At 66.8% G+C, this 21741-nt stretch carries 24 protein-coding genes and 2 pseudogenes; 11 read left to right on the top strand and 15 right to left on the bottom strand.

Annotation, left to right across the window (positions count from 1 at the left end; all coding sequences use genetic code 11):
• Window positions 1-9: 9 nt before the first annotated feature.
• Together AQY21_RS26330 and ilvC are read right to left on the bottom strand one after the other, a co-directional pair.
• The gene (locus AQY21_RS26330) at window positions 10-882 is read right to left on the bottom strand and encodes a DMT family transporter (RefSeq protein WP_058100545.1); all 873 of its coding nucleotides are present in this window, start codon (window positions 880-882) and stop codon (window positions 10-12) included.
• Between the two features lie 302 nt (window positions 883-1184).
• Window positions 1185-2207, bottom strand: coding sequence for a ketol-acid reductoisomerase (gene ilvC, locus AQY21_RS26325; RefSeq protein ID WP_058100544.1), 1023 nt, complete (start codon window positions 2205-2207; stop codon window positions 1185-1187).
• 128 nt (window positions 2208-2335) lie between these two features.
• Here ilvC and AQY21_RS26320 point away from each other — a divergent pair, with 128 nt between their 5' ends.
• Both AQY21_RS26320 and AQY21_RS26315 read left to right on the top strand, forming a co-directional pair.
• Complete coding sequence (locus tag AQY21_RS26320; RefSeq protein WP_058100543.1) at window positions 2336-2791, top strand: Lrp/AsnC family transcriptional regulator; 456 nt, start codon at window positions 2336-2338, stop codon at window positions 2789-2791.
• On the top strand, window positions 2788-3249 hold the full coding sequence (locus tag AQY21_RS26315; protein ID WP_203416683.1) for an Lrp/AsnC family transcriptional regulator: 462 nt from the start codon (window positions 2788-2790) through the stop codon (window positions 3247-3249). The genes AQY21_RS26320 and AQY21_RS26315 overlap by 4 nt, the downstream gene beginning before the upstream one ends.
• A gap of 219 nt (window positions 3250-3468) precedes the next feature.
• Here the strand turns inward: AQY21_RS26315 and AQY21_RS26310 are convergent, their stop codons facing one another.
• Complete coding sequence (locus AQY21_RS26310; RefSeq protein ID WP_238986913.1) at window positions 3469-5106, bottom strand: D-alanyl-D-alanine carboxypeptidase family protein; 1638 nt, start codon at window positions 5104-5106, stop codon at window positions 3469-3471.
• Window positions 5107-5388: 282 nt separating this feature from the next.
• Here AQY21_RS26310 and clpS point away from each other — a divergent pair, with 282 nt between their 5' ends.
• The 3 genes from clpS to AQY21_RS26295 are packed head-to-tail and all read left to right on the top strand — an operon-like array spanning window position 5389 to window position 7550.
• Window positions 5389-5706, top strand: a complete 318-nt coding sequence (clpS, locus tag AQY21_RS26305) for an ATP-dependent Clp protease adapter ClpS (RefSeq protein WP_011748051.1) — start codon at window positions 5389-5391, stop codon at window positions 5704-5706.
• 3 nt (window positions 5707-5709) lie between these two features.
• On the top strand, window positions 5710-6744 hold the full coding sequence (locus AQY21_RS26300; RefSeq protein ID WP_058100542.1) for a class I SAM-dependent methyltransferase: 1035 nt from the start codon (window positions 5710-5712) through the stop codon (window positions 6742-6744).
• Window positions 6741-7550, top strand: coding sequence for an SDR family NAD(P)-dependent oxidoreductase (locus AQY21_RS26295; RefSeq protein ID WP_058100541.1), 810 nt, complete (start codon window positions 6741-6743; stop codon window positions 7548-7550). Before AQY21_RS26300 ends, AQY21_RS26295 begins: the two co-directional genes overlap by 4 nt.
• Window positions 7551-7553: 3 nt before the next feature.
• Here AQY21_RS26295 and AQY21_RS26290 read toward each other — a convergent pair whose 3' ends face one another.
• Complete coding sequence (locus AQY21_RS26290) at window positions 7554-7967, bottom strand: hypothetical protein (protein ID WP_058100540.1); 414 nt, start codon at window positions 7965-7967, stop codon at window positions 7554-7556.
• An 82-nt stretch (window positions 7968-8049) separates the two neighbouring features.
• Between AQY21_RS26290 and hemF the strand changes: the two genes are divergently transcribed.
• Together hemF and AQY21_RS26280 are read left to right on the top strand one after the other, a co-directional pair.
• Window positions 8050-8910 carry an oxygen-dependent coproporphyrinogen oxidase gene (gene hemF, locus AQY21_RS26285; protein WP_058100539.1) on the top strand — a complete coding sequence of 287 codons (861 nt, stop codon included), beginning with the start codon at window positions 8050-8052 and terminating at the stop codon, window positions 8908-8910.
• Window positions 8910-9470 (top strand): histidine phosphatase family protein, encoded by a 561-nt coding sequence (locus tag AQY21_RS26280; protein WP_065169996.1) that lies wholly within the window; start codon window positions 8910-8912, stop codon window positions 9468-9470. Before hemF ends, AQY21_RS26280 begins: the two co-directional genes overlap by 1 nt.
• Before the next feature lie 13 nt (window positions 9471-9483).
• Here the strand turns inward: AQY21_RS26280 and AQY21_RS26275 are convergent, their stop codons facing one another.
• The 4 genes from AQY21_RS26275 to AQY21_RS26260 form a co-directional block, all read right to left on the bottom strand.
• The gene (locus AQY21_RS26275; RefSeq protein WP_082658271.1) at window positions 9484-10032 is read right to left on the bottom strand and encodes a sugar O-acetyltransferase; all 549 of its coding nucleotides are present in this window, start codon (window positions 10030-10032) and stop codon (window positions 9484-9486) included.
• Window positions 10029-10388 (bottom strand): SUF system Fe-S cluster assembly protein, encoded by a 360-nt coding sequence (locus AQY21_RS26270; protein WP_024845409.1) that lies wholly within the window; start codon window positions 10386-10388, stop codon window positions 10029-10031. The genes AQY21_RS26275 and AQY21_RS26270 overlap by 4 nt, the downstream gene beginning before the upstream one ends.
• Before the next feature lie 64 nt (window positions 10389-10452).
• A complete protein-coding gene (locus tag AQY21_RS26265) occupies window positions 10453-11187 on the bottom strand; it encodes a MipA/OmpV family protein (protein ID WP_058100536.1) in 735 nt (244 codons plus the stop codon).
• Window positions 11188-11288: 101 nt separating this feature from the next.
• On the bottom strand, window positions 11289-13136 hold the full coding sequence (locus tag AQY21_RS26260) for an ABC-F family ATP-binding cassette domain-containing protein (RefSeq protein WP_058100535.1): 1848 nt from the start codon (window positions 13134-13136) through the stop codon (window positions 11289-11291).
• A gap of 164 nt (window positions 13137-13300) precedes the next feature.
• Here AQY21_RS26260 and ndk point away from each other — a divergent pair, with 164 nt between their 5' ends.
• Window positions 13301-13723 carry a nucleoside-diphosphate kinase gene (ndk, locus tag AQY21_RS26255; RefSeq protein WP_058100534.1) on the top strand — a complete coding sequence of 141 codons (423 nt, stop codon included), beginning with the start codon at window positions 13301-13303 and terminating at the stop codon, window positions 13721-13723.
• Between the two features lie 128 nt (window positions 13724-13851).
• Here the strand turns inward: ndk and AQY21_RS26250 are convergent, their stop codons facing one another.
• The 5 genes from AQY21_RS26250 to AQY21_RS26230 all read right to left on the bottom strand — a co-directional run bounded on the left by AQY21_RS26250 (window position 13852) and on the right by AQY21_RS26230 (window position 18022).
• Window positions 13852-15060: a cytochrome b/b6 domain-containing protein gene (locus AQY21_RS26250; RefSeq protein ID WP_058100533.1), complete on the bottom strand. Its 1209-nt coding sequence runs from the start codon at window positions 15058-15060 to the stop codon at window positions 13852-13854.
• Window positions 15057-15635: a thymidine kinase gene (locus tag AQY21_RS26245; RefSeq protein ID WP_058100532.1), complete on the bottom strand. Its 579-nt coding sequence runs from the start codon at window positions 15633-15635 to the stop codon at window positions 15057-15059. The genes AQY21_RS26250 and AQY21_RS26245 overlap by 4 nt, the downstream gene beginning before the upstream one ends.
• Window positions 15636-15718: 83 nt before the next feature.
• Window positions 15719-17122: a DEAD/DEAH box helicase gene (locus tag AQY21_RS26240; protein WP_238986912.1), complete on the bottom strand. Its 1404-nt coding sequence runs from the start codon at window positions 17120-17122 to the stop codon at window positions 15719-15721.
• 221 nt (window positions 17123-17343) lie between these two features.
• Window positions 17344-17793 carry a D-aminoacyl-tRNA deacylase gene (dtd, locus tag AQY21_RS26235; protein ID WP_058100530.1) on the bottom strand — a complete coding sequence of 150 codons (450 nt, stop codon included), beginning with the start codon at window positions 17791-17793 and terminating at the stop codon, window positions 17344-17346.
• 1 nt (window position 17794) lies between these two features.
• The gene (locus tag AQY21_RS26230) at window positions 17795-18022 is read right to left on the bottom strand and encodes a hypothetical protein (RefSeq protein ID WP_058100529.1); all 228 of its coding nucleotides are present in this window, start codon (window positions 18020-18022) and stop codon (window positions 17795-17797) included.
• A gap of 185 nt (window positions 18023-18207) precedes the next feature.
• Here AQY21_RS26230 and AQY21_RS26225 point away from each other — a divergent pair, with 185 nt between their 5' ends.
• Entirely contained in the window at window positions 18208-18471 is a 264-nt protein-coding gene (locus AQY21_RS26225) for a DUF2312 domain-containing protein (protein ID WP_058100528.1), read from the top strand.
• Between the two features lie 382 nt (window positions 18472-18853).
• On the opposite strand, the pseudogene AQY21_RS29970 reads toward AQY21_RS26225, so the two are convergent.
• Window positions 18854-18976 (bottom strand): annotated as a pseudogene (locus tag AQY21_RS29970) (IS110 family transposase); the annotation flags it as partial.
• A 17-nt stretch (window positions 18977-18993) separates the two neighbouring features.
• Between AQY21_RS29970 and AQY21_RS29965 the strand changes: the two are divergent.
• Window positions 18994-19638, top strand: a pseudogene (locus AQY21_RS29965) (SLC13 family permease); the annotation flags it as partial.
• Window positions 19639-19777: 139 nt separating this feature from the next.
• Window positions 19778-21166 carry an amidohydrolase family protein gene (locus AQY21_RS29960; protein WP_238986911.1) on the top strand — a complete coding sequence of 463 codons (1389 nt, stop codon included), beginning with the start codon at window positions 19778-19780 and terminating at the stop codon, window positions 21164-21166.
• Between the two features lie 251 nt (window positions 21167-21417).
• Here the strand turns inward: AQY21_RS29960 and AQY21_RS26210 are convergent.
• A partial coding sequence (locus tag AQY21_RS26210; protein ID WP_238986910.1) for a hypothetical protein occupies window positions 21418-21741 on the bottom strand: 324 nt, incomplete at its 5' end.

Raw genomic sequence — 21741 nt, 5'->3', positions numbered from 1 at the left:
CTCGCGACATCAGGAGGCGGACAGCAGGATTACGCCCGCAATCAGCACGCCGCAGCCGGCAAGCCGCCATGGTCCGACTGCCTCGCGCAAGATTAGCATCCCCAGCAAAGCGCCCACCATCATCGACATTTCGCGCATCGGTGCGACAAGGCTGAGCGGTGCGCCACCTGTCAGTGCGGCAAGCACAAGGATATAGGACAGCGGCGATAGCAGCCCCACACCAACGGCTGTCCAGCAATGCCCTCTCATTGCCTCGATGGCACGCCGGGGATTCGCAAGAACCAGCGGCAGCAGCAGGAAAAAGCGCAAGAGGTTCGAGAACCAGTCCAGCACTACAGGCGCAATTCCGAGCACCTTCACCGCATAGGCGTCGACCACCGTATAGCAGGCGATCAGACCGCCGGTCGCAGTCCCCCAACGCACCCCTGATTGCCCGCCGGGACGGGTGAAGGCCGCCAGCTTGCCCTGTGTGGCGATCAGCATGATGCCGGCGACAACCAAGACCAGCCCGATCAGACCTGTGCCAGACGGTGTTTCGCCAAGGATCAGGAAGGCCCCGATAGTCGAAAGCATCGGGCCGGTACCACGCGCTACCGGATACACAACCGACAGATCTGCAACCTGATAGCCACGTTGCAGGCACAGGCTGTAGGCCAAATGGATCAGCCCGCTGAGCAGGACGAAGCCGATGCCTGTCAATGTCCAGATGATGCTGCCCTTTGTCAGCAGATACAGGACCCACGGGGCATAGGCGACACAGGCAATCAGATTGTAGGCGAATACGAAGACCGGCCCGACCGATGCGGCCCGTTTGGCAAGCAGATTCCAGCTTGCATGGACGAAGGATGCGAGAACGACAAGAAACAGCGAGGCAAGCGTCATTGAGACCCCCTTATGCGCCGGTATGGCGCGGTTGATCTCGACGTCTCCTCCCCTGGGCTTTTGTCCCTTGGGTGCAGCCAGGGACCCCCCCCGGTCTCTGCAACGCTCGGTCCTGCGGCGGATCGCCCGGAACCCTAGTTACCACTCAGTCGATACCGAAATTTTAATCCTTGTCAGGTGGTGGCATCAAGATCCGGCCGGCCGCTTTTCTTCCATTGCAGCCATTTCCCATGGCCAACCCGGTCGCCTCCATCCCCAAAACGAAAAAAGCCCCGCTTTCGCGGGGCCTTTCCCTGGCGCGCTCAGTTGCGCTCCTTGTCCACCATCTTGCCCTTCGAGATCCAGGGCATCATGCCGCGCAGCTTCTCGCCGACCTTCTCGATCTGGTGCTCGTCGTTGATGCGGCGGGTCGCCTTGAAGAAGGGCTGGCCGACGGCGTTCTCCTGCATGAAGTCGCGCACGAACTTGCCGGTCTGGATGTCGGTCAGCACCGCCTTCATTCGCGCCTTGGTCTCCTCATAGGGCAGCACGCGCGGGCCCGAGACATACTCGCCATATTCGGCGGTGTTCGAGATCGAGTAGTTCATGTTGGCGATGCCGCCTTCGTAGATCAGGTCCACGATCAGCTTCACCTCGTGCAGGCATTCGAAATAGGCCATCTCGGGCTCATAGCCGGCCTCGACCAGCGTCTCGAAGCCCATGCGGATCAGCTCGACCAGGCCGCCGCACAGCACGGCCTGCTCGCCGAACAGGTCGGTTTCGCATTCCTGGCGGAAATTGGTCTCGATGATGCCCGAGCGGCCGCCGCCGATGGCCGAGCAATAGCTCAGCGCCAGGTCCTGCGCCTTGCCGGTCGCGTCGTTATGGACCGCGAACAGGCAGGGCACGCCGCCGCCCTTGGTGTATTCGCCGCGCACGGTATGGCCGGGGCCCTTGGGGGCCATCATGATGACATCGACGCCGGGCTTCGGCTCGATCAGGCCGAAATGCACGTTCAGGCCATGGGCAAAGGCGATCGCCGCGCCTTCGCGCAGGTTGTCATGCACGTATTTCTTGTAGGTCTCGGCCTGCAATTCGTCGGGCATGGTGAACATGATCAGGTCAGCCCAGGCGGCCGCCTCGGCGATGCCCATGACCTTCAGCCCCTCGGCTTCGGCCTTCTTGGCCGAGGCCGAGCCTTCGCGCAGCGCGACGACCAGGTTCTTGGCGCCCGAATCGCGCAGGTTCAGCGCATGGGCATGGCCCTGGCTGCCATAGCCCAGCATGGCGATCTTCTTGTCTTTGATCAGGTTCACATCGCAGTCGCGATCGTAATAGACACGCATCGGGATCTCCCTCACTTTTCGATACGAGGGGTCTAGCGGGAAACCGGCCGGAGTTCCGTGCAATCTTCGCAGATTTTCTGGAATTTCTGCGAAGATCATGCCAAATATGGCGAAAAGGTGAAAAGATCATGCCAGACGCCACAGACCGCCGCATCCTGCGCCAGATTCTGGCCGATCCCGATATCCCGAATGCCGCCCTGGCGGAGCGGGCAGGGGTGACGCCCGCCAGCCTGTGGCGCCGGCTGGAGCGCATGCGCCAGGGCGGCGTGATCCGCGCCATCGAGGCCAAGATCGACTGGCGCAAGCTGGGCTACGAAGTGCAGGTCAGCCTGCGCTTCACCTTGGACAAGACCCATCCGCGCGCCTTCGACGAATTCATCGCCGCTGCCCGCCGCGTGCCCGAGGTGACCGAGATCCAGACCTTTCTCGGTTCGGTGGACCTACGGCTGTCGGTGATCGCCCGCGACATGGCGCATTGGCAGCGGCTTTACCGCGAAAGCATCCTGACCCTGCCGCATGTGGCCGACAGCGATGCGCTGATGCTGGTCTCGACCATCAAGGATGTGCAGGAGTTGCCGCTGTGAGCGTGCTGGTGCCGGACGCCACCGACCTTGCCATCCTGAGGCTTCTGGCTGAGGATGCGACGCGCGGCGCGGCGGAGATCGGTCGGGTCCTTGGCCTGACCCAGCCCGCGACCTGGCGGCGCATCCGGCGGCTGACCGAAGCGGGGGTGATCGCCGGGCGCCGCCTGGTCCTTGATGAGGCCGCCCTGGGTTTCGGCGTCACGGTGTTCCTGGGCATCCGCCTGGCGGTCAAGGGTCGCGTCAGCCTGGAGGATTTCGAGCGCGCGGTGACGGCGATCCCCGAGGTGCAGGTGGTCCAGCATGTGCTGGGACAGTTCGACTACCGGCTGCGTATCCATGCCCGCGACATTGCCGATTTCGAGCGTATCCTGCGCCGCCGCATCATGACCCTGCCCGGCGTGGGCCAGGTCGAGGCGAACGTGATGCTGTCGGAGGAGCGGCGGCCGGGGCCGCTCTAGCAGCCGCCGGGTAATCGCAGGCGCACGCGCGGCCTCTGCGCCATCGGCTGGCGGCCACGGCGCCGGTGCTTCGCATCCGGCGGCCCAAGGCCATGGGCTGGCCGGTGAATTTTATGCTCGCTTCGGGCATCAAGCGATGGCGCCACGGGTTTGCATGATGCCGGGACCACCATTCTCCGAAGCCATCCGCAGCCCCCGGCCCGGCGGTCCGCTGGCCGTTCAGGGGCCGATGATCCGGCAGTTCTGATGCCGCGCCGAGATCCTGCCGCAGGCGAGTTCGGCGGTTTCCCGGTTCATGCCGACGAAATTCGCCTCGAAACCGCGCTTGGTATTGGCGACGCGGCTCAGCGCGCTGCCAAGGGCGCTGCTTTCCTGAAGTGCGGTTTTCAGCAGCATCTGTTCGGCCTCATGCTGAGAGCGGAACAGGCCTAGCGAGACCCCCCAGCTCTTGCCGCCCGAACCCGAGCCGCGCGCGACGATCTCGGTCGCCTGCGGTGCGGTTTCTTCCTCGGGCTCCAGCGAGGCCAGGATGATGGTTTCGGACCGCTGCGCCGGAGGCGGCGCGGTCAGCAGCGCCATGCTTTCCGGCTGAGGCTGGGTCGATTGCACGAAAAGCGAAGGCGAACCCGCTGCTGGGGTGGACAGGCTGGCCGACTGGTCGCCACGCGGCGCGGGCGTGGGGCGGGCGGCATTCAGCGGCTCGGCCGGCTTTTCCGACGTATCGCCTTCTTCCGGGCGAGCCTCGGGCCGGGCGGCGCGGGCCAGCAGTTCGGAATCCACCGTCACATTGGCGAACTGGCCGGTGCCGGGCTTGCGCGTCGGCCGGGCGCTGGCGGTCAGGGTGCTGCCGCTGCTGGCGGCAGGCGCAGGGGCGGCAGAAGCTTGGGCACGCGAAACGGCGGCCGAGATCGCGGCCGGGGTCACCACAGCAACGGTCGAGGCGCGCGCCACCGGCCGGTCAGAGCTGGAAAGTTGCACGTTCGCTACCGCCTGGCGCGGTTCGGCGCGTGCGACCTGCACGGTGCGACGCACCTTCTTCTCGGCCACCAGTTGCGGCGGCGCGGGCTTCACCTCTCGCACACGGGTGGGGGCCTTTCCGAAGCCGGCATCCAGCAGTTGCGCCATGACCTGGTTGCGATGCGCCGTCGAGGTGCCGCCCAGGACGGTGGCGATGATGCGCTTGGAGCCGCGCTTGGCCGAAGCCGTCAGGTTGAAGCCGGCAGCCCGCGTGTAGCCGGTCTTGATGCCGTCCGCGCCTTCGTAGTTGTCGAGGAAACGCTTGTTGGTGCTGGCGACGGTGGCGATCCCGGCATCTGCGGAACGCCGCGAGAAGATCGAGTAATATTGCGGGAAGTCATAGAACAGGCGGCGGCCGAGCACGGTCATGTCGCGCGCCGTGGAATAATGCCCCTCGGCCGTCAGCCCGTTGGCATTGCGGAAATTCGTGTTGCGCATCCCCAGCGCGCGGGCCATCTGGGTCATCTGCGCGGCGAATTTCGCCTCGGACCCGGCCAGCCCCTCGCCGATCACCGTGGCGGCGTCATTGGCGGATTTCACCGCCGCGGCGCGGATCAGATAGCGCAGCTCGATCCGCTGGCCCGGTTTCAGCCCCAGCCGCGAGGGCGGCTGCGCCGCCGCATGGCTGGACACCAGGAACTTGCTGTCTAGCCTGACCTGTCCGCGCTCGATGGCGTTGAAGGCCATGTAAAGCGTCATCATCTTGGTCAGCGAGGCCGGATGAAGCCGCGTATCCGCATTCTGCGCATAGATTTCCTGCCCGGTGCGCGCATCCATGACAAAGGCCGCGAAGGGGGCGGCGGCGACCGCCATGGGCAGCGCCCAGGCGAATAGGATCATCAGTCCCAAGCGGACGTTTCTGGCGATTCTGCTCACTGTCCCGGTCTCTTCTGCCTCTGAGAGTCCGTTCATTATGCGGACCCTTCATTAATAAAGTGACAATAACACGCATTCCCGCGTTCGGAAACCGCAAGTTTGCGCCCTTGCCGCGCAATCTGCCGCAGGTTGCCGGCGCTTTTGGACCGGGCCGCGGAGGCGGGGCTTATCAAGCGCGGGGAAAGCCTCTATATTCGGTCCCAGAACCGTCCATATCCTGATACGAGCGTCGTGACCAATCCGCAGATGACCAACCGACCCGGGGACCGCGAAGAGGTCGAACTGGGGGTCAAGACCAGACCCCGCACGCAACGGCCTCCGATGTACAAGGTATTGCTGCTGAACGACGATTTCACGCCGATGGAGTTCGTCGTGCATGTGCTCGAGCGGCTGTTCAACATGAACCACGCCCAGGCGATCGAGATCATGCTGACGGTCCATCGCAAGGGGATCGCCGTCGTCGGCGTCTTCTCGCACGAGATCGCTGAAACCAAGGTGGCGCAGGTCATGGAACTGGCCCGCCGCCAGCAGCATCCGCTGCAATGCACCATGGAAAAAGAGTAGAAATTGGCTGGATCACGGCTGGAACTTGTCTTTGGCGGCCCGCCGCCCGAAGGGCGCATGCTGCTGATCGGCGCGGGCGCCGCGACCGATCTTTCGCCCTTCGATCCCGCCCATGTGCAGATCGTGCAGGGCTTTTATCCCGATCATCAGGCGCTGAAGGCACGCGGCCATGATGTCGTGACCGAGGCGTCGGGTGCCTTCGACGGCGCCGTGGTCTTCCTGCCGCGCGCCCGGGCCGAGGCACGGGCCCGCATCGCCGAGGCGGCGGCACGGCTGGCGCCCGGGGCCTCGCTGTGGATCGACGGGCAAAAGACCGACGGCGTCGACGCGGTGCTGAAGGAGATGCGCGGCCTTGCGGCTGTGGACGAGGTCCAGTCGCGGGCGCATGGCAAGATCTTTCGCGTGACGCTGCCCGAGCCGGGCTGGCTGCCCGAGGGCTGGGCGGCGCAGGATCACCTGGCCGCGCCCGGCATGGTGACGCGGCCGGGCGTGTTCTCGGCCGACGGGCCGGACCCGGCCTCGCAGGCCCTGGCGGCGGCGCTGCCCGAGAAGCTGCCGACCCGCATCGTCGATCTGGGCGCGGGCTGGGGCTGGCTTTCGGCCCAGATCCTGAAACATCCCGGCGTCGAGATGCTGCATCTGGTCGAGGCCGATGCCGCGGCGCTGGATTGCGCGCGGCGCAATGTCACCGATCCGCGGGTGCGGTTCCACTGGGCGGATGCGCTGGATTTCCGCCTGCCCGAGCCGGTGAACGGCGTCGTCATGAACCCGCCCTTCCACGAGGGGCGGGCGGCCGATCCGAAGCTGGGCGCCGGTTTCATCCGCGCGGCGGCGGGGCTGCTGACCGGGGCAGGGCGGCTGTGGATGGTGGCCAACCGCCATCTGCCCTATGAGCAGGCGCTGCGGGAATGCTTTGCCGAAGTCTCGGAGCTGGGCGGCGATTCGCGGTTCAAGATCCTGACCGCCTCGGGCGCGCGGCGCGCCGCTGCCGGCCGCCCGCAGGCGAAAGGCCCGCAGTCGAGAGGTAGGAGAAGATGAGCCTGTCCATCCAGGGCAAGACCGCCATCGTCACCGGCGCCGCGCGCGGCATCGGCCTGGCCATCGCCCGGCATTTCGAGGAGGCGGGTGCCAATGTCATGTTCGCCGACAGCGACGAGGCGGCGCTGATGACCGAGCTGGGCGACGAGGCCGTGGGCGAGGGATCGGTGCGGGCCTTTGCCGGCGATCTGAGCCAGAAGCTGACGCTCGCGAACCTGGTCTCGGCCACCATCGACGCCTTCGACCGCGTGGACATCCTGGTCAACGCGCATCGCATGGTGCAGGGCTGCGACCCGCTGACGGTGAATGACGAGCTGCTGGGCGACATGCTGCGCCAGAACATGAGCTCGGGCCTGCGCCTGTCGCAGATGGTCGCCAAGCGCATGATGGCCCAGGCCGAGGAGGCTGATGAGGATGCGATCCAGCACGGCGCCATCGTCAACGTCACTTCGCTGGCCGCCGACTGGCCGCAGCCGCAGATGCTGGCCTATTCCATCGCCAGCGCGGCGCAGGCCCAGGCCACCCGCTCGCTGGCCTCGGCGCTGGCGCCCAGGCGGATCCGTGTGAACGGCGTGGCCTTTGCCAGCATCATGTCGAACAACCTGCAACTGAAGCTGCGCGAGGATCCCGGCCTGCGCGACCGCATGATCGCCGCGACGCCGCTGGGCCGGATCGCCGGTGCGGACGAATTGGCGGCGACGGTGCAGTTCCTGGCCAGCGATGCGTCCAGCTTTGTCACCGGTCAGATCCTGCGCGTCGATGGTGGCCGCAGCCTGGGCGACCCGCTGGCGCCCGGGGTTTACTGAGCCCTAGCCGTCCTCCTCCGGATAGGCGGCCTTGCAGGCATCGACGGCGGAGCGGGCGGCGGGCGCCAGCGCCTGCTTGCGCGCCAGCAGGTTGTCGCGCTTGCGCGTCTCGGCCGCCGGATCGATCGGCACCCGGTAACGCTCGGTATCGGCGACATCGCGCAGGCAGGGGCGATAGGCCAGCCGGCGGTTGCCATCCCGATCAACCCAGACATAGCGACAATCGTCCCATTCGGTGCGCATCACCGTGCGCTCCTCCCAGGCATAGCCGCGCGCCAGATTGGCCTCGACCTCGGCGAGCAGGTTCGAGACGGTGCGGTATTCTCGGGTGTTGCGGCTGATGCATTGTTCTTGCGGGGTTCCGCAACCTGCGACAACCAGAACAGGCATAAGGGCAAGCAGGATGTTGCGGGTCATGGCCGGGACCTCTAGTTGTTTCGCCAAGGAAGCATAAGCCCGCCCCGCAGGCGGAGCAATTCACGAATGTGGAGGCAAGCCCATGGAAATGCAGGACGAGCGACAGAAGGCCGCGGCCTGGTTCCGGGAATTGCGCGACCGGATCGTCGCCGCCTTCGAGGCGCTGGAGGATCGTGGTCCCGGCGCCGCGCCGCCCGGCCGTTTCGAGATCCGCGAAACCCGGCGCGGTGCGGATGGCGGCGGCGGGCTGATGTCGGTGATGCGCGGCGGCCGGGTCTTCGAGAAGGTCGGCGTGAACTGGTCGGCGGTGCATGGCGAATTGTCGGCGGCCGCGCGGCAGGCCATGGCGGCGCGCGGCGTGCCGGGGATCGAGGCCGACCCGCGCTTCTGGGCCTCGGGCATCAGCCTGGTCGCGCATATGCAGAACCCGCATGCGCCGGCGGTGCACATGAACACCCGTATGTTCTGGACCCCCGGCGCCTGGTGGTTCGGCGGCGGCGCCGACCTGAATCCCTGCCTGGACTATGCCGAGGACACGGCGCATTTCCACGCCACGTTGCGCGAAGCCTGTGCCCCGCATGGCGCGGATTACTACGACCGCTTCAAGGCCTGGGCGGACGAGTATTTCTTTATCCCGCATCGCGGCCGGGCGCGGGGCGTCGGCGGCATCTTCTATGACGACCTGAACACGGGGGACTGGCGGGCGGATTTCGCCTTTACCAAGGCGGTGGGCGAGGCGTTCCTGCCCGCCTTCCTACCCCTGGCCGAAAAGCGCATGGCGGAGCCCTGGGGCGAGGCGGAAAAGGACGCGCAGCTGATCCATCGCGGCCTCTATGCGGAATACAACCTGGTCTATGACCGCGGCACCAAGTTCGGCCTGGCGACCGGCCACGACCCCGAGGCGGTGCTGATGAGCCTGCCGCCCATGGCGAAATGGGTCTGATGCCGGGCTGGCCCGACCTCTATCTGATGCGGCACGGCCAGACGGCGTGGAATGCCGAAGGGCGGATGCAGGGCCGGCTGGATTCGCCGCTGACGCCGCTGGGCGAGGCGCAGGCCCGCCGGCAGGCTTGGCTGGTGCGCGACCTGCGCGGGCTTGCGCGCTATGCCAGCCCCGCCGGGCGGGCGCAGCAGACGGCGCACATCGTCTTTGACGGCCAGGATTTCGCCAGCGACGAGCGCCTGCACGAGATCGACATTGGCGCTTTCAGCGGCAGGCTGGTTTCGGAACTGCACGCCGCCCATCCCGAGATCTTCGCGCGCGGGGGGCTCGACTGGTATGACTTGGCGCCGGGGGGCGAGCATTTCCCCGGGCTGGAGGCGCGGGTGCGGGCGTTCCTCGACGATCTCACCGGACCGGCGCTGATCGTCACCCATGGCATCACCCTGCGCATGCTGCGGCTGGTGGCGATGGGGCTGCCGCTCGAGCGCCTGCCCGACATGGCGGTGACGCAAGGCGGGCTGCACCTGGTCAGCCGCGGCCAGCACCGGATGTTCTTCTAGGCAGAGGGTCCGCTCAGGATTTCGGCGGCAGCGGGCGGGCGGGATTGCCGACTACGGTCGCGCCAGGCTCCACGTCACGGGTCACGACCGCGCCGGCCCCGACGATGGCGCCGTCGCCGATGGTGACGCCGGGCAGGACGATGGCGCCGCCGCCGACCCAGACGTCATCGCCGATGGTGATGGGCTTGCCCCATTCGACGCCCTTGGCGCGGCTGTCGCGCTCGCGCGGCCGGTCCTCGGTCAGCAACTGCACGGCGGTGCCGAACTGGCAGCGCGCGCCGATGCGGATCTCGCAGATGTCCATGAAGAAGCAGCCGTAATTGACGAAGCAATCCGGCCCGAAATGGATGTGCTTGCCGTAATCGACATGGAAGGGGGTGCGGATCACCGCGCCGTTCCAGGTGCCCAGCAATTGGGTCAGCGTGCGGGCGCGGGTCTTGTCGCCGATGATCGTGGCATTGTAGTCGCGCATCAATCCCTGCGCGGCCTTGCGCATCGCCACCAACTCGCCATCGCCGGGCTTATAAGGCCGGCCGGCCAGCATGTCCTCGCGCGCCGTCAAATGAAGCCAAGCTCCAGGCGGGCTTCCTCGGACATCATGTCCATGCCCCATTGCGGCTGGAAGGTCATCTCGACATCGACCTGCTTGACGCCGGGCAGCGGCTCGACCGCGTCCGCGACCCAGCCGGGCATCTCGCCCGCGACGGGACAGCCCGGCGCGGTCAGGGTCATGACGATGCGCACGGCATTCTCGTCATTGATATCGATGGTGTAGATCAGGCCCAGGTCGAAGATGTTGACCGGGATTTCGGGGTCGTAGACGGTCTTGCAGGCCTCGACCACGCTGTCGTAGAGGGGATGATCCGTCGTCGAGGGCGCGATCAGCGGATCGCCTTCCTTGAGATTTTCGGTGCTCATGCGGCGCGTCCTGTAGAATCTTGGCACTGATATAGGACTTGTGCCCTCCGGGGTCCAGAGCCGCTTAGAAGCGGAAGTTCAACCGCCGTGCCACGCCGATGCTGATCGAGGGCTGGCTGCGCGTCTCGACCAGCGGCGAATCGCCGGCATCGCCCAGCAGCCGGCCATAGCTCAGCCGGCCCATTACCGCGGTGTCGGGCATGAACTCATAGCGCGCCTCGACGCTGATGCGGGCGATATAGGCGCCGCCGTCGGGATTGTGCTCGGAGCGGTCGGGCAGCGCCTCGGCCTCGCTCACGCCGAAATAGGTGCCGGTGAAATCCTGGTCGCCCAGGCCCAGCTCGGCCCCGGTCCACAGCGTCAGCTTGTCGCTGGCCTCGAACCGGTATTTCGCGCCCAGCTCGCCCACCACGCCGTGATGGCCGCCAAAACCCTTGCGGATGGCGCCGTAGCTGGTGAACTCGCCCATGCGCCAGGACAGCTTCACCCCGATCTCGCCCGCATAGCCGATGTCGTCCATGCCGCGCAAATCCTCGTAATCGCCGGCATCGCGCTTGCCGACATAGTTCAGCGAGGGCAGGATCGAGAACCCGTCCGGCTTGTCGCGGTCGGCATCGGCATTGCGCAGGATGAACCAGGGCGAGGGGTCCAGGTTATCCGAGCCCATGAATTCGGGGCTGTATTTCACGCCCAGGCCCGCGTCGAAGGAAAATTCCTGACCCAAGGCCGCCGATTGCGCCAGCGCGGGCGAGGTCATGGCGGTGGCGGCGAGAAGCGCGAGCGCGGCTATCCTGGTCATGGCGAATCCCTGTCGAATTGCGCGTGACCCTGCGTCGAAAACCTGTCGCAGGGCAAGCCGGTTCTGACGGATTTCACGCGGATGACGGCCGGCTGTTGCGCTCAGGCCCGCTCGGCGTCCTCCAGCCGCTCCAGCGCCTCCATCCACAGGCTTTCCGCGCGCTGCATGGCCTCGCTGGCCTCGGCATGCTTGCGGCCCCAGGCTTCGGCCTTCTGCGCATCGTCATAAGTCGCGGGATCGGCCATGATGACGTCCAGCTTCTCCAGCATGGCGGCCAGCTTCTCGACCCGTTCCTCGGCGCGCCGCGCCTCGGCCCGCAGCTCCAGCACCTTTTCGCGCGGCGGGCGCCTGGGCGCGGGCTTGGCCTCGGGTTTCGGCTCGGGCTTGTCCTCGCCGGCCAGCAGCATGCGGCGGTAATCGTCCAGATCGCCCTGCCAGGGCGAGACCCCGCCCCGATCGACCAGCCAGAGCCGGTCGGCCACCAGGTTCAGCAGGTGCATGTCATGGCTGACCAGCACCACGGCACCGGTATAGTCGTTCAGCGCCTCGGTCAGCGCCTCGCGGCTCTCGATGTCCAGGTGGTTGGTCGGCTCGTCGAGAATCAACAGATGCGGCGCGTCGATGGTGGCGAGCAGCAGCGACAGCCGCGCCTTCTGCCCGCCGGAAAGCTGGCCGACGCGGGTCTCGGCCTGCGCCTCCATCAGCCCGAATCCTGCCAGCCGGGCGCGTAGCTTTGCCGGCGGTTCGTCCGGGCGCAGCCGGCGGACATGGGCGATGGGCGTCTCGCCCAGTTCCAGTTCATCGACCTGATGCTGGGCGAAATAGCCGATGCGCAGCTTGCCCGAACGCGCCATCCGCCCCTCCATCGGCTCCAGCCGGCCGGCCAGAAGCTTGGACAGCGTGGACTTGCCCTGGCCGTTCCGGCCCAGCAGAGCGATGCGGTCGTCCTGGTCGATGCGCAGGTTCAGCCGCCGCAGCACCGCGCGCCCGTCATAGCCGACCGTCACCCCGTCCAGCGACACGATGGGCGGCGACAGCTGGTCGGGCTGCGGAAAGCTGAAACGGTGGAACTTCGCCTCCTCGGGCGCGGTGATCGGCTCCATCTTGGCCAGCATTTTGATGCGGGCCTGCGCCTGCACGGCCTTGCTGGCCTTGGCGCGGAACCGGTCGACGAAACTTTGCAGATGCGCGCGCCGCGCCTCCTGCTTCTTCGCCTCGGCGGCTTGCAATGCACGCTTCTCGGCCCGGGTCCGCGCGAAGGTGTCGTAGCCGCCGGTATACAGCACCAGCTTGCGGTCCTCGAGATGCAGGATATGGCCCACGGCGCGGTTCAACAGGTCGCGGTCGTGGCTGATGACGATCACGGTATGCGGATAGCGCGCCAGATAGCTTTCCAGCCACAGCGCGCCTTCCAGGTCGAGGTAATTGGTCGGCTCGTCCAGCAGCAGCAGGTCGGGCTGCGAGAACAGCACCCCGGCCAGCGCCACCCGCATCCGCCAGCCGCCGGAATAATCGGCGGTCGGCCGCGCCTGGTCCTCGGTCGAGAAGCCGAGGCCGCGCAGAATGGTCGCGGCCCGCGCCTCGGCCGACCAGGCGTCGATGTCGGCCAGCCGGGTCTGGATCTCGGCGATGCGATGCGCGTCGGTGGCATCGGCGGATTCGGCCAGCAGCGCGGCGCGTTCCGTGTCGGCCTCCAGCACCGTCTCCAGCACGCTGGTCGCGGTGCCCGGCGCCTCCTGCGCGACGCCGCCGATGCGGGCGCGGGGCGGCAGGGTGATGGCGCCGCCGTCAAGGCCCAGCTCGCCCCGGATCAGCCGGAACAGCGTGGTCTTGCCGGCGCCGTTCGGGCCGACCAGGCCGACCTTGTGGCCGTCCGGGATGGTGGCCGAGGCGTGCTCGAACAGCGGTCGTCCGGCGATGGAATAGGATATGTCGTCGATGCGCAGCATGCGCCCCGCATGGCGCAAGCCGCGGCGGGCGTCAATGCCGTCATCGAAGGCCCGTGCCAGGGCGCGGGCCGGGGCCGCGCCGGCTTTTCAAGCGCCGCGGCGCGTGTTAACGGGGCGCGGATTTCCGGGCCATTGCGGCCGGAACAAGGAAAAGGACGACCGATATGGCCATCGAACGCACGCTCTCGATCATCAAACCCGACGCCACCAAGCGCAACCTGACCGGCAAGATCAACGCCAAGTTCGAGGATGCCGGCCTGCGCATCGTCGCGCAGAAACGCATTCACCTGTCGCCCGCCCAGGCCGGCCAGTTCTACATCGTCCACAAGGACCGCCCCTTCTATGGCGAACTGGTCGAGTTCATGGCCTCGGGCCCGGTGGTTGTGCAGGTGCTGGAAGGCGAGAACGCCATCGCCAAGAACCGCGAAGTGATGGGCGCCACCAACCCGGCCAATGCCGACGAGGGCACCATCCGCAAGGAATTCGCCCTGTCGGTCGGCGAGAACTCGGTCCACGGCTCGGACGCGCCGGAAACCGCCAAGGAAGAGATCGCCTTCTTCTTCTCGGGCCTCGAACTGGTCGGCTGAGCCCGGCTTCTTCGTTCCACAAAGACTCACAAGAAAAGGCCGCCCACCGAGGCGGCCTTTTCACGTCGCGCCTTCACCGTTTCCCAAATACTCCAGAAAGGCAGCCCATCGCGGCTGCCCTTTCCCCCTTATTGCTGCTTTGCACTCAGCTCGAAGCCGATCTCGACGGCAAAGCCCACGGTGCTTTCATCGGCATAGCCCGCGCCGATGCCGAAATCGCGGCGATCCACGCGCATCCGGCCCTTCGCCTGCGCCACATCCCCTTCGATCGTCAGCTCGAAGGGCAGCTCGGCATCGACCGTCTGGCCGGCGACGGTCAGCCGGCCCCGCGCGACATGCGGCTGTCCCGCGGCCGGGGGTGGCAGGATCTCGGCTTCGAAAGTGGCAGCCGGATGGGCGGCGGCATTCAGGAAATCCGGCCCCTTGGCCGCTTCGCTGACCGCGCCCAGGGTCAGCGAAGCGATATCGACATCGACCGTCACCCGGCCGGCCCGGCTTGCCGGGTCATAGGCGATGTCGGCCTGCCATTGGCCGAACTGGCCCGCGACCGTGCTGCCGGCCTGCGTGACCTCGATCCCCAGCACGCCTTGCTCCACGGCCCAGCCCGAGGCCGGGCCCGCCTGCGGGGCGGCCGAGGCGAGTGGCGTTTCCTCGGCAACTGGGCTCGTGGCGGGAATGAAGGCAGGCCCGACCCAGATCGCCAGCGCCGCCACCGCGGCCAGCACATGCGGCAGGATGCCGGGCCGGGCCGCGGGCGGCTCGGGCGCCCGGTTCGGATTGCCGGCCATGCGGCTCATCGCGCCGTCGCGGTCGATGATCGCGTGTTTCAGCGCGCCGACCACATGCAGCGCGATCAGTCCGGCCAGCAGCCACCAGCCCACCTCGTGAAAGGTCGCGAAACGCTCGGAGAGCGCCAGGTCCTCGGGGACGAAGGGCAGGCGCTGGCCGAAGGGCCAGAGGATGCGGGCAAAGCCGCCCGGCGCCGCCGAATGCAGAAGCCAGCCCGACAGCGGCAGCACGATCATGCCGATCCACAGCGCCCAATGCACCACCTCGGCGGCGAAGTTTTCCAGCCGCCGCTCGGGATGCAGCGGGCGGGGCTTTGGTTGCGCCAAGGTCCAGAGCAGGCGGGCCGCCACCAGGATCAGCGCCGCCATGCCCACGGTCTTGTGCACGGAATAGGCGGCGAAAATCGCCTGGAGCTGCGCTTCCCCGCCCTCGGGCAGATTGTCCGCGTAAAGCCCGATGGCGATGGCGGCCAGGATCAGCACCGCGACCGTCCAGTGGAACATGCGGGCGACCCAGCCATAGGCGCGGGGGGTGTTGCTGGCCTTCATCGGATTTCTCCCATCGCTTCGCGCCAGTGGCGCCGGCAGAGCGAGACATAGGTTTCATTGCCGCCGATCTGCACCTGCGCGCCCTCGCGCAACGCACGGCCCTGTTCGTCCTGACGCACGACCATGGTGGCCTTGCGCCCGCAATGGCAGATGGTGCGCACCTCGCGCAGGTCGTCGGCCAGCGCCAGCAGCGCCGCCGAGCCGGGAAACAGCCGGCCGCGGAAATCGACCCGCAGCCCGTAGCACATCACCGGCAGGCCAAGGTCGTCGGCGACGCGGGCCAGCTGCCAGACCTGGTCCTCGGTCAGGAACTGCGCCTCATCGATGAAGATACAGGCGGCGCCGCGACCCTCGGTCTCGATCAGGGCGAAAAGATCGGCCTCGGGGGTGAAACCCAGCGCGGATTCGGCAATGCCGATGCGGCTGGCAATCTGGCCGGGGCCGGCGCGGTCGTCCAAGGCCGCTGTCAACAGCAGCGTTGCCATGCCGCGTTCGCGGTAATTGTAGGACGCCTGCAGCAACAGCGTGCTCTTGCCGGCGTTCATCGTGGAATAATGGAAATAAAGCTTGGCCATGCCGGCAGATAGCCGCGACGGCCGGAAAGTCGCAAGCCGCCGTGCGATGACGGCGGCTCACGTTTGCGCGTATCGCGGCGGGATCAGGCCCGCTGCGCCGTTTTCGGTGCGCGCGAGGGGCGCCGGGCCGGGCGCTTGCGCGCGGCGCCTTGCGCCGGGCGGCCCGCCGGGCCGCCGCGTTCGCGGATCTTGGCCGCCTCGAAGGGCTCCTCGCCGCCGACCACGGCGATCTTGGCCTTCATCGCCTTCTCGATGGCGCGCAGCTCGCCGATCTCGGCGGGCGAGCAGAAGGCGATGGCGCGGCCGTCGCGCCCGGCGCGCGCCGTGCGGCCGATGCGGTGGACGTAGTTTTCCGGTACGTTCGGCAGGTCGTAGTTATAGACATGCGCCACCTCGGGAATGTCGAGGCCGCGCGCCGCCACGTCGGTCGCGACCAGCACCTTGGTCTCGCCGGCGCGGAAGCTGGCCAGGGCGCGCTCGCGCTGGCCCTGGCTCTTGTTGCCGTGGATCGCCGCGACCTTGTAGCCCCATTTCTCCAAAAGCTTCGACAGCTTTTCCGAGCCGTGCTTGGTGCGGCCGAAAACGATGGCCAGCTCGTCCACATGCTTGGACAGGTATTCCGCCAGCAGCGTCGCCTTGTCGCCCTGGTTGACGAAATGCACGCCCTGGTCGATCTTGGCCGCCGCCTGGCCGGGTGGGTTCACCGCCACGCGCAGCGGATCGTTCAGGTAGCTGTCGGCCAGCTCCTCCATCAGCTTCGGCATGGTGGCCGAGAACAGCAGCGTCTGGCGCTCGCGCGGCAGCATCTTGGCGATGCGGCGCAGCGCGTGGATGAAGCCGATGTCCAGCATCTGGTCGGCCTCGTCCAGCACCAGATACTTGGTCTGCGACAGGTCCACGGCGCCGCGCTCGATCAGGTCGATCAGCCGGCCCGGCGTGGCGATCAGCACGTCGACGCCGCGCTCCAGCCGCTGGACCTGCACGTTGATCGAGGCGCCGCCGACGACGCGGAACTGCCGGATCGGCGTGCCGATGGCATAGTTGTCGATATTCTCGGCGATCTGGGTCGCGAGTTCCCGCGTCGGCGCCAGGATCAGCGCCCGGCAGGTCCGGGGCTCGGGCTTGCGGCCGATGTTCAGCAGCCGGGTCAGCATCGGCAGGCCGAAGGCCGCCGTCTTGCCGGTGCCGGTCTGGGCAAGGCCCAGGAGGTCGCGGCCCTCGACGATGCCGGGGATGGATTTTTCCTGGATGGGCGAGGGGGTCTCGATGCCCAGGCCCGGCAGGTTGATCGCCACGCGCGGGTCGATCCCCATGCGGGTGAAGGGGGTGTCGATCTCGGGGATGGCGCGGCGGATGAACTTCTCTTCCGGCTCGGCGCGGTGACGGCGGTGGTTGGTGTTGGGCTTGTCGTTGCGGAAGCGCGGCTTGCCGCCTTGCTGGGCGCGGGGATTGCCCGAACGGTTCGGGCGGGTGGTCTCGTTCGTCATGTCGTCTTTCGGCCAGGTCGCCCGCGTATCGGCGCGCATGGCTGGGGCCGTGCGGATCGCACGGCTGGTTGCGAGGGGCGGGCGTGGATACGGTGATGCCCGCAGCCTCCCCGCGTGAATGGGAAACTGGAAAATCGGTGCCGACCTTGGCGCAAGGGCGCCGGCTGCTCACGCGGCAGCGGGCGGCAACCCGTCGCAAATGAGGGTTCGGGCAGCGAAAGTCAAGCGCGTTCTGCGGAATCCATCCAGATCGTCACCGGGCCGTCATTGACCAGCGACACTTTCATGTCGGCGCCGAACGAGCCGGTCTCGACCGGCAGGCCGAGCCCGCGCAACGCCTCGGCAAAGCGCAGATACAGCGCCTCGCCGCGTTCGGGCGCCTCGGCGCCGGAAAAGCCGGGGCGGTTGCCGGTGCGGGTGTCGGCGGCCAGGGTGAACTGGCTGACCACCAGCACCGCGCCGCCGATATCCTGCACCGAGCGGTTCATCTTGCCCGCCTCGTCGCGGAAGATGCGCAGCTTGGCCACGCGCGCGGCCAGCTTCTCGGCCGCGTCCTCGGGATCGCCGCGCATGGCGCAGACCAGCACCAGAAGGCCCGGTCCGATGCGGCCGATGCTGCGGCCCTCGACCGCGACCTCGGCCTGCGAGACCCGCTGGATCAGCGCGCGCATGTCACTTGCCGAGCATGATGCCAAGGACGACCAGCATCAGCCCCAGGACCGATGCCGCGAGCGCGGCCATGTTCACCGCCACGACCTTGCGCATGGTGGCGCGCATCTGATTGTCGTCGGTGATCCGCGCCTTGGCCCGCGCGGCGGTCAGGATGCACCAGGCCAGCGCGACCAGCCCGATCACCGTCAGCGCGGTTCCGCCCCAGATCAGCCCGTCCCAGATCGTCATGTTTTCGCCTCCGTCTGCCGGCGACGGCCTAGCGGCGATTGCGCCCGCCCGCAAGACCGCCTAGACCCGCGGCGATGGACCGCCGGCCCCGCAGCGGGGCGCTCGTTGGCCGAGAGAACGCATGGCGGCTTGGCCGGGAGCGAGCGGTTCGAGAGGAAAACACTTTTGCCTTCTGGGGAAAGAGCATGAGCACTGAGGAAAAAACCGAATCCGCCTATGGTATCGCCGCAGGCGAATTGCGCCAGTTCGTGGAGCGTATCGAGCACCTGGAACAGGAAAAGAAGGACATCGCGGAGCAGATCAAGGAGGTCTATGCCGAGAGCAAGGGCCGCGGCTACGACACCAAGGCGCTCAGAGCCATCATTTCGCTGAGAAAGAAGGACAAGGATCAGCGCGCCGAGGAGGAGGCGGTGCTCGAGATCTACAAGCAAGCTTTGAACATGATCTGAAGCTGACGGTCAGGCCAAGGTTTCCTAGCCTGATCCGCGTCAATGAATTTTCTAGGCTCCAGACTTCGGTGGCGGGGCCGTCTCAGTCAAGCTGCTTTTCGCATACGACATTGTCCGCGGGAGCGCGGCTTTTCATGTCGTCGGAGCCAGCCTTCTATCACCGCCGCCTTCGTTTGAGATCACCCCGGGTGCATGCTTCGGTCCGTGGTCGGCGCCGCGGCCGCCAACATGATGCTGGCTCAATGCAGGTCCGATGTCCCCATCTCATTGGCGTGCTCGATGTGGTTCGGCAACAGTCCTGACCACGGCATCAGCGGAACCGCGTCCCTGTGGAACCTCGAAGGCCTGCGGTCAGGCAGGCAACGGTGGAGCGATCGGGCGGTCAGGTTGCATGTGGCACCTGGATCCGGGATCGGAAGGTGGTGCCATCAATCCACATCCGATGCAGGATCACGTTGATCCGCCGTGCGAGGGCAACCATGGCCCGCTTCGCACCTCGGCGGCGAACGATCTGTGCGGCTCATGTTCGCAGCCATGTCGAACGCCCCCGACGTGCTGGTCGTCAGCCCTCCCGAACTGGTCCGACGCCAGGCCGTGCCAATGGGCCCCGGCGCAAGGCCGGCGGTGGGGATCCTGGTCGCCATGGTCCTGCTGCTTGCCACGGGGATCCTTCCGCCCGCGGTCGCCCCTGCTGGCGGGGGGTGCGATCGTCCTGTCGGAATCATAACCGGGGAGCAGTCCTATCGGGCGATCGGGTGGACGACGGTGATCCTCGTCGGGGCGATGATGCCGCTTTCCACCGCTATGATGGAAACCGGCGCTGCCAAGCTCATGGTCGAGGCTCTGGTCGGGCTGGTCGGCGATGCCGGCCCCCTTGCCCTGCTCGCCGGCCTGTTCGTGTTGACCGCCGCCATGAGCCAGCTCATCAGCAACACCGCGACCGCGCTGATTGTCATCCAGATCGGGGTCGCTGCCGCCGCGAGCATGGGCATATCGCCGCGCCCGGTCCTCATGAGCACGGCCCTAGCCGCGGCTGCCGCTTTCCTGACGCCGATCGCGACGCCGACGAATCTGATGGTCATGGCGCCGGGGGGCTACGCCTTCGGCGACTGCTGGAAGCTGGGGCTGCCTTTGCTTGTCTGGTTCTGCGTGGTGTCGGTGTTCATCGTGCCGTTGATCTGGCATTTTGGAGATGGGCTGGGCGAGACGAGCAACCGCCAATCGAGATCGGGCACAACCGAACTCGTGCGCGGGAGGCTCTCGGGAAACCCGCCGATAGAACCCATTGCAGGAGAAGGAGAGAGAAATGCTACCGAAAAGAACGGTCAGCCATATGCTGCTGTCATTGTCGATGCTGGCGGCGATTTCTATCGGACTTTCCCGAACCGTCCTGGCACAGGAGCCGCTGGAGGCGGCTCCTCCCGCCAACCTCGCCGGCGAGGCGACGATCTTCCAGAACGTGCGCATCTTCGACGGCACCGGCACCGAGCTTTCGGCTCCTTCCAGCGTGCTGGTCAGAGGCGGCGTCATCGAACGCATATCCGCGGATCCGATCGCCGCGGAAGCCGATGCGACGGTCATCGACGGCGGCGGCTATACGCTGATGCCGGGCCTCATCGATGCGCACTGGCATGCGACGATGGTGCGGTCAACGCCCCCGCAGCTTCTTACCAGCGGCGTCGGCTATAGCAACCTCCTGGCTGGAGCCGAAGCCACGGCCACGCTGATGCGCGGCTTTACCACCGTTCGCGACATGGGCGGTCCGGCATTCGACTTGAAGCGCGCGATCGACGAGGGGCTGTTGCCCGGACCGCGCATCTATCCCTCCGGTGCCGTCATCACGGTGACCAGCGGACATGGTGATTTTCGCCAGTTGACCGACCTGCCGAGAACCCCCGGAACGCTCAGCCGCGTCGAGCAGATTGGCGGCGCCATGATCGCCGACAGTCCGGACGAGGTCCGGATGCGGGTGCGCGAGCAGCTCATGCAGGGCGCCTCGCAGATCAAGCTGACTGCGGGCGGAGGGGTCGCGTCGCCGTTCAGCCCCCTCGACGCGTCGACGTTCACCGAGGAGGAGCTTCGCGCCGCAGTCGAAGCGGCCGAGAACTGGGGAACCTATGTCGCCACCCATGCCTACACGTCGGTTTCCGTGCAACGCTCGATCGCGGCCGGTGTCAAGGTCATCGAGCACGCCCATCTCATGGATGAGGATTCGGCCCGCCTGATGGCCGAGAAGGGGGTATGGTTGAGCATGCAGCCTTTCGTCGACTTGGCGGGCGCCGCCTCCCTTCCTCCGCAGAATCAGGCGCGAATGCGGCAGGTGGTCGCGGGCACCGACACGGTCTACGCGCTGGTGAAGAAGTATAAGATCAAGACCGCATGGGGCACCGATGTCCTGTTCTCCCAGGCACTGGCCGAGCGTCAGGGCCAGGACCTCGTCAACATGACCCGTTGGTTCACGCCCGCAGAAGCGCTCGCCATGGCAACGTCGACCAACGCCGAATTGCTCGCGCTGTCCGGCGAGCGCAACCCCTATCCCGGCAAGCTCGGCGTCGTGGAGGAGGGCGCGCTGGCCGACCTGCTGCTGGTCGACGGCAATCCGCTGGAAGACATCGATCTCGTCGCGGATCCCGATGAGAACTTCGTCGTCATCATGAAGGACGGCAAGGTCTACAAGAATACGCTCGGTATGTGATGTTCCATCCGGCCGGGAGACGGCTGCGATATCGGCGACTTCAGTTCACGTCGCGAGTCTCGCAGGAACGAGGCTTGCGGTGCGTACGGGGAACTGGCGTCAGGAGGCGGTAATCACGACGATGACCATGACCTCAACCGGCGGCATGCCCGCTTGTCTGCAATCAGCCTTGGGACGGCGAGCTACCGTTGTCGGTCAGAAGATGACGCTCGTCCATGCCGATCATCAGGATCTTCGTAACCGACCGATTGTTACCGCGGCGATTGGGTTTTGATGCGGGCGACGAGTTCCGCGTCATCGACAAAGTCGTCGAGGAACGCGTGCCAGGTTTCGGTGGTGATGCGCGCGTCCCTGAGCATGTCTTTCAGTTCATCGATACCGTCATCGGTCAGGGCGGTGACGGTGTCATCCGGGCCGGTATAGACGCTGATGATCGAGCCATAGGTCAGGTTGTCGTCGTTGTAGACGATGGCTTTGAGAAGCTCGGGGTCTTCGCCCAGCATCTTTGCGATGTAGTCGAGGGTGCAGACGTGGGTGACGGTTGCCATCAGGCGGCCTCGTGCAGGGCGGAGGGC

Source organism: Paracoccus sp. MKU1, assembly GCF_001447385.1.
GTDB lineage: Bacteria > Pseudomonadota > Alphaproteobacteria > Rhodobacterales > Rhodobacteraceae > Paracoccus.
This window is presented reverse-complemented; position numbering and strand designations above follow the sequence as displayed.